This window comes from Schlesneria sp. (assembly GCF_036405755.1).
Taxonomy (GTDB): Bacteria; Planctomycetota; Planctomycetia; order Planctomycetales; family Planctomycetaceae; genus Schlesneria; species Schlesneria sphaerica.
This window is the reverse complement of record NZ_DASWWZ010000706.1, coordinates 1-7,049: the sequence shown is the minus strand read 5'-3', so window position 1 is coordinate 7,049 and position 7,049 is coordinate 1. Positions and strand designations below refer to the sequence as shown.

4 protein-coding genes are annotated in these 7,049 nt (G+C 56.9%); 3 read left to right on the top strand and 1 reads right to left on the bottom strand.

Annotated elements, in window-relative coordinates; genetic code table 11:
• Positions 1-678 precede the first annotated feature (678 nt).
• The 3 genes from VGE80_RS23325 (at position 679) to VGE80_RS23315 (ending at position 4,088) form a co-directional block, all read left to right on the top strand.
• Positions 679-1,842, top strand: coding sequence for a S1C family serine protease (locus VGE80_RS23325; RefSeq protein WP_397568938.1), 1,164 nt, complete (start codon positions 679-681; stop codon positions 1,840-1,842).
• A gap of 153 nt (positions 1,843-1,995) precedes the next feature.
• Positions 1,996-2,199, top strand: coding sequence for an RNA polymerase subunit sigma (locus tag VGE80_RS23320; protein WP_373653442.1), 204 nt, complete (start codon positions 1,996-1,998; stop codon positions 2,197-2,199).
• Between the two features lie 269 nt (positions 2,200-2,468).
• Positions 2,469-4,088: a DUF6798 domain-containing protein gene (locus VGE80_RS23315; protein ID WP_440594325.1), complete on the top strand. Its 1,620-nt coding sequence runs from the start codon at positions 2,469-2,471 to the stop codon at positions 4,086-4,088.
• 25 nt (positions 4,089-4,113) lie between these two features.
• On the opposite strand, the gene mfd is transcribed toward VGE80_RS23315, so the two are convergent.
• Positions 4,114-7,049 (bottom strand): transcription-repair coupling factor (gene mfd, locus VGE80_RS23310; protein ID WP_440594324.1); only part of this gene is annotated, 2,936 nt, incomplete at its 5' end.

Below are 7,049 nucleotides of genomic sequence, written 5' to 3'. Positions count from 1 at the left end.
GAGTCTTTCTTCGCCATGATCCACCTCAATGCCGCAGCTCGCTTCTTGTCGCAAACAATCGCATCAAGGTATGATGATGAAGCCCCTGGCGCAAGTTACCCCATCTTACCTATTCGCCGCCGAGTGCGCGCTGGCCCTGGCTGATCGCATTTTCAACTCGGCGCCGGGTAACGGGTAACAACTCGGCGCGGGGGATGAGGAGTGCTCTGTCCGTCCCCCAATTTCCAGAGCCAGATCTGGTCTGGACGACGGACTTTCGAGTGAACGGTAAGTGGCAAACTCCAGCGGCAGTCGGTTCTGGTCGCGCTGGAAACGGTTCCGGTGTGACTTCATCTTCCGCTGTTGTCCGTTTTCTCCTAGAACACCACGGAGTATCACAGGATGGCATGATGGAGTGTTTGCGTCTGGTCAGATGCAAGCGGAACCTGTGATCCGGTGAGTGACGAACGGGACGGCGCAGGGTTACGGCAGTCTGCTTCGTGGATTCATTCGAGGGTATCACCAGATGTCAGGACGAACCGTGATTGCCTGTCGAGAACATTGGCGGGCGGGCGAGTTTCGGAATGTTTCAATCCATCAGTATTGAGAGTGCTGGCGGGCGCGCACTGAAGTGTGCCGCCGGGATGGCAACAGACTCGCAGGTCTCTTCAGTCATTCGCCAGATCAACGAGGTGCATCATGCGGTTTTTTCTGGGCTGTCTGTTATCCGCCGTGCTGGCAAGTCTGTTTACAATCTGGATGACTCAAGGGCCTGTGGACGGGGTATTGACGGCACAAGATCGGCGAACGCGGATGGAATCTCCTGTCGAGCGAGTCCGCCCGAGTACCTCGCGAATCTACGACGAAGATGGCTTCTCTCCTGAAGAGGCGATCTCTGTTGCCGTCTACGAAGCGGTCAATCGAAGCGTCGTTAACATCACCGCCAAATCGGTGAAGACCGAGCGACTCTTACTGACCGAACACTCCGAGGGGACAGGCTCGGGAGCGATCATCGATCACGAAGGACATATCCTTACGAACTACCACGTCGTGACAGGGGCTCGTGAAATCAATGTGACCCTTTACGACGGAACCAGCTACACGGCAACCATGATCGGGGCAGACCCACTAAATGATCTGGCCGTGATCCAGATCGAGAACATCGAAGGTGAGTTATTTCCCGTGCAGTTCGGGGATTCACGCGTCCTGCGCGTCGGCATGCGGGTCTTTGCCCTGGGGAATCCCTTTGGTCTCGAGCGAACGCTTACCACGGGAATCATCTCGAGCCTCAATCGGTCTCTGCAGATCCACGGGAACTGGAAGATCAAATCGATCATCCAGATTGATGCGGCCATCAATCCGGGAAGTTCGGGGGGGCCTTTGCTCGATTCACACGGACGTTTGATTGGGATCAACACGGCCATTGCCACGACATCGGGGCAAAGTTCGGGAGTCGGTTTTGCAATTCCTGTCAGCCTGATCTCGCGAGTGGTTCCGCAACTTCTCAAGAATGGGCGGGTCATCCGACCGGAAAGTGGGATTGATAAAGTCTATCAAACCGAGAAGGGTCTCTTGATCGCCGAGATGCGACCCAACGGGCCGGCCGAGCGAGCAGGATTACGTGGTCCCAAGATTACCAAGACGCGGCGAGGTCCCTTTACATTGAACCGCGAAGATCGATCGGCCGCAGATCTGATCGTGGCCATTGATGATCAGAAAGTCGTGACTGCCGACGATTTCCTCGGGTACATCGAAGGGAAGCAACCGGGTGATGGAGTGATGCTGACAATCGTACGCGAAGGGAGACGGATTACGATCCCGCTGAAGCTGGGGACACCGGAATCGGTCGAACGAGCTGAGTAATTTCAAGTGAACAACGCGCGGTTCGCTTGACAGTCGAGTCTATCGATTGAAGAATCGTCGCGCGTCTGATAGCGCAAACTGTTCTACGGCAATGTTATCAACCTATCGCGGGATGCCGGCCGCAATCTTGATTCATCATACGAGGAGTATTTAATGGGCGGTCCAATTGTTCGTACTGGTACAACACCAAAGTTCTGGGAGAACTATGACCGTATTTTCGGTGGCACAGCGACAAAGAAGGCTGCACCTGCCAAGAAGGTCGCTGCTGCCAAGGTTGAGAAGACGGCCGTAAAAGCCGAAAAGGCTGTTGCCAAGAAGAGCGCCCTGAAGAAGGCCGCTACCAAGAAGAAGAAATAATCCTGCTTGCGGATGCGGTCCTGGACTCTGCCGCAGACCTGGCCATCGCGATCTGCGCCCCTCTGAATCGACTGTGTCCTGTCGATTCGGTGACGAGTATCAGTCTCATTCCGCAGGTTGCCTGTCGTCGTTGCAACCGGCCACCGCGTTTCGTGAGCGGTGAAGCGGTCATCGCCTGTGTCTTGCCGTATCATCGGCGAATGGCCCGCCTAGGGTTTTAGCCGATGTCTGATTGCCCGCCAGTCATGAGTGTAGCGCACAAAAAACCAATGTGGCCCGTACTCATCGCAGTATGGGCAACATTTCTTCTTTATAGCGCTCTGGCCGCGCCGGTTCCCGGCGCGAACGAGCCTCATTATCTTTGCAAATCACTGCATTACTGGCAGCCCGACTGGTGTGCACCGGATTTCTTTCTAACCTCTCCGAATGCTCATACGGTGTTCTATGCGACGATCGGGGCATTGACCCAGGTTCTCTCGCTGGATCAGGCGGCGTGGGCGGGGCGGGGCATCGTCTATTTTCTGCTCGCCCTGGGCTGGACGCGAAGCCTCTCGCTAATCTTCTGCTCGCAGTGGTCCTGTCTGTGGGTCGCCTGGGTCTATCTGACTCTGGCCTCGATCGGCAATTTTTCGGGTGAGTGGCTTGTTGGCGGCGTAGAGGGAAAAGTTCCCTGCTATGGGTTCCTGCTGCTGGCCTTTGCTGAGACGCTTCAGCAGCGACCTCGACGCGCGGCTCTCTGGGCGGGCCTGGCGATCAGTTTTCATCCTGTCGTCGGTGTCTGGGGTGTTCTGGCGCATGCGTTGAGTCGCATCGTCAGTATCGTGATGGATTCCCGCCGGTACCGCCGGTCATTCACGTCCAGCTTGCTTTATCAGCGGCAAGATGCCGCTGCGGCGGAAATGGGAAATCCGCAGGCCTCGGCGGGGACGGGCCACTCAGCCCGTCAGGCGTGGATTGCAGTAGCCATCTTCACGGTTGTCTCGCTACCGGGACTGATCCCGGTCTTCCGTTTGTTGACCGAAACGGTACCGGCCCAGACGCGTTACGCCGGGACTTACCTGCAGGTCTATTTCCGCCTCGCCCATCATCTTGATCCGATGATGTTTTCCGCCCAGTCGTATGTGGGCTACGCAATTCTGCTGATTCTTTGGGGCTGCAGCCTGGCGTGGGGTGGGCGTACCTTGGCGAAAATCCGCCTGGATGGAATCGTGCTGTGGGCGGTCGTCTTCGCGTTCGTCGGCATTCTGATCGGCTGGGGACCTCGTCCGGCGAAACTGATGCCGTACTTTGCCGAACGAATGAACCTGCTGAAATTCTATCCCTTTCGGCTGGCAGACGTGTTGTTGCCCGTTGCTTTCAGCATCAGTCTGGTCAGTGTGCTTGAACGAACTCTGCTGGTGGCACCACGCTCACCCGGTCTTGCGTGTCTGATCTGGAAACCGCAGTGGCTGCTGCTGGTTTGCTTTCTGGGAGCCGCCTTGCTGGCCCATTCCCGGACGGACCAGAACCGCTACTCGCGCGAGAATCGCCACGACTGGCTGGATGCCTGTGGCTGGATCGACACCCATCTCAGGCAGGAGGCGTTGGTTCTATCGCCCAGTAACGGATGGGCATTCAAGTGGTTTGCACGTCGCGCGGAATATGTTTCGTTCAAGGACTGTCCACAGGATGCCGCGGGGATCGTCGAGTGGAATCGCCGGCTGAACTTCCTGCAGAAGTGGTTTGAAGAAAACTACGCGGATGGACTGTACTCGAACACAGAACTCAAGGATCTGCGAGCCCGGACCGGTGCGACGCACCTGCTGACGGACCGACTGGGGCCGATGGAACTGACCCCCGCCTACAAAAACGAGACTTTCCAGGTCTACGACCTGGAAAGTCTCGATTAGTCGTGCGTGGCTGTTCGTCCAGGGATCAGTCGCTGTGGTAGCCTTTGTCCGCGAACTTGGGGAGTTCCGACTGAAGGACTCGCTTGAGAAGCCCGAGCAGTTCTTCCGGTTCAGGTGGCTTGGGCGGCAGCACGAGACAGGCCTCGCGTTCGTCCACGATGCGGATGGGGTCGAAGCTCAGTCGTGCCAGCTTGGCGATTTTTTTCGGATTACGGTAGCCGAAGACGACGTACCCCGGCTCCAGATGAATGTCATCGATCTGCCACTGGACTGCCAGGATTTGCAGTTCGCGGATCTGAATCATCTTTTCTACGGGCTCGGGCAACGGCCCATATCGGTCGCGAAGTTCGGTCTTCAGTTCTTCCAGCAGTTCCAGCGTCGCAACGGTCGAAAACTTGCGGTACATCTCGATCTTGGGACGCCCCTCGGGGATGTACTCGGACGGAAGGAATGCGGTAACAGGGAGATTCACTTCCACGTGTCGGTGTTCACGCAGCGGCTGTCGTTTGGCTGCACGAACCGCGTTTTCCAGCAACTGACAGTAGAGCTCATAACCAACAGAGGCGATGTGTCCGGATTGCTCGGTTCCAAGAATGTTTCCCGCACCGCGGATTTCCAGATCGCGCATGGCGATTTTGAAACCGGCCCCCAGTTCGCTGAATTCTTCGATCGCTTTCAGTCTTCGCGAAGCCTGAGGTGTCAGGGTCTTTCCCTCTTCCAGTACCAGATAGCAGTAAGCCCGGTGCTTATATCGACCGACGCGACCGCGTAGCTGATGCAGTTCTGCGAGGCCGTAGTTGTTGGCCTGATGAATGAAGATCGTGTTCGCGTTCGGGATATCCAGTCCACTTTCGATGATCGTGGTCGCGACGAGAACGTCAGTCTCACCCTGGACGAACTTCCACATCGCCAGTTCCATCGGATCTTCGCTCATCTGCCCATGAACGATGTCGACTTTGGCTTCGGGGACGATGCTGCGGATCTGATCTGCAATCGATTCGATGTTGTAAATGCGATTGTGAACGAAGTAGATCTGTCCGTCACGGTTCAGTTCACGAACGATCGCAGACCGGATCAATTCCCGATCCCAGCGGCAGATATGGGTTTCGACCGCCTGCCGGTCTTGAGGAGGGGTTTCCAGGCTCGAGATGTCTCGCACGCCGACCAGTGACATATGCAGTGTGCGCGGAATCGGGGTCGCGGAGAGGGTCAGCACATCGACTTCCAGTCGCAGATGCTTGAGCAGTTCTTTGACCTCAACGCCGAACCGCTGTTCTTCATCGATGATCAGCAACCCCAGATCTTTGAAGCGGACGTCTTTGCTGACCAGGCGATGGGTGCCAATGCAGATGTCGATCGTGCCATCCGCGAGGCCGGCCAGGGTATCGCGGACTTCTTTGGCAGACTTGAAACGATTGAGTGACGCAATGTTGACCGGAAACTCGGCCATTCGCTCGCTGAAACTGCGGAAGTGCTGTTCACAGAGGACAGTTGTGGGAACCAGGATCGCGACCTGACGGCCGGCATCGACGGCTTTGAAGGCCGCGCGCATGGCGACTTCGGTCTTGCCATAACCGACGTCACCGCAGATCAGTCGATCCATGGGGCGTAACTGCTCCATGTCTTTCTTCAGATCTGATATCGCCAGCAACTGGTCCACGGTTTCGGTGTAAGGGAAGGCTGCATCGAACTCTTCGACCCAGTGACTGTCGGGCGGACATTGCAGGCCCGGCTTCATGTCACGTTCGGCCTGCAACTTGATCATATCGGCAGCCATGTCGCAGACCGCTTCTGCGACGCGTTTCTTCTTGGTCGCCCAGCTGGATCCTCCAAGTTTCGAAAGTTCAGGTGAAGCTTTCCCACCGCCGATGTATTTCTGAACCAGATGGATCAGCGAGACCGGGACGTACATTTTTACGCCGCCACCGAACTCCAGTGCCAGATGGTCCTCGGTGTGATCTCCCTTCTGCTGAATCTCCATTCCCCGGAAACGGGCGATCCCGTGCGAGAGATGTACGACCAGATCTCCGGGGCTGAGATCGAGGAAACTGTCGATCGCTCGCGATTCGATTTTGCTTTTCTTCGTGGTACGTCGGACTTCTGACCGGCCAAACAGTTCATTGTCACCCAGCACGATCAGGTGATCTGATCGCAGTCGAAACCCGCGGCCTACATGACCGACGCAAAGACGGATCCGCGAAAGAATCGGATGAGTGCTGATCGGATCTGCGGCCAGGCTCGTGGCACTCAGTTCCGGAATGTAGGACTTTGTATGGTTGGAAGGTGTTTTCTGAGCGGGCGCCGCTTCCGTGTTACTCTTGTCGCTGGCGGTTGCGGGCGCGGCCTCTTTCGCCGCGTTGCGCAAAAACCTCTTCAAGCCTCCGCCGGCCGCATTATCCATTTTTGCGCGGCTGATCGGCGTGGACTCTCTGGCGATGGATGGTTTCTCGTCTGTCCCTTTCTTCCTGGAAGCAGGACTTTGTGGTTCCGCATGAGGGGAGGGGGGTAACGCTGGATCCCTTTCTGTGGTACCACGTCCCGCAGCGCCCTCATCGGACGAGGATTGAGCCTCGACGGTGGCCGGGTCAGGGAAGACCTCGGTCAGCAGTTCGCTCAATCGCGTCCGTGCGGCTTCGTTATGGCAGGCAATCAGCACCGACTCGTCGTCCCTCAGGACTTCGACCAGCGACTTGAGTGCTTCACCTTTGATTCCCCCTATGCGCTCGATCGATTCGACCTGTAAATGGCAGGTTGGGGACGTGGTTTCTGCAAGCAAGGGAGCGATCGTCACATAGGGCCGTCGGGTGCATCGTTCCAAGGTCGATGCAACGCTGAAGAGGCCGCGAGGTTCCGACATCCGGTCAAGGTATCGCCCCCCTTCCATGACAATCTCGGACAGGTCGTAAAGAACAATCCAGGCATCTTCAGGAAGTGAGTCCAGTGCCGAGGCGTTCAGGTTCG

What these genes read in the sequence shown, in the direction of transcription:
- VGE80_RS23320 (WP_373653442.1), top strand. Translation starts at nt 1,996, where the DNA reads ATGGGCGGTCCAATTGTTCGTACTGGTACAACACCAAAGTTCTGGGAG.
- VGE80_RS23315 (WP_440594325.1), top strand. Translation starts at nt 2,469, where the DNA reads ATGTGGCCCGTACTCATCGCAGTATGGGCAACATTTCTTCTTTATAGC.
- VGE80_RS23325 (WP_397568938.1), top strand. Translation starts at nt 679, where the DNA reads ATGCGGTTTTTTCTGGGCTGTCTGTTATCCGCCGTGCTGGCAAGTCTG.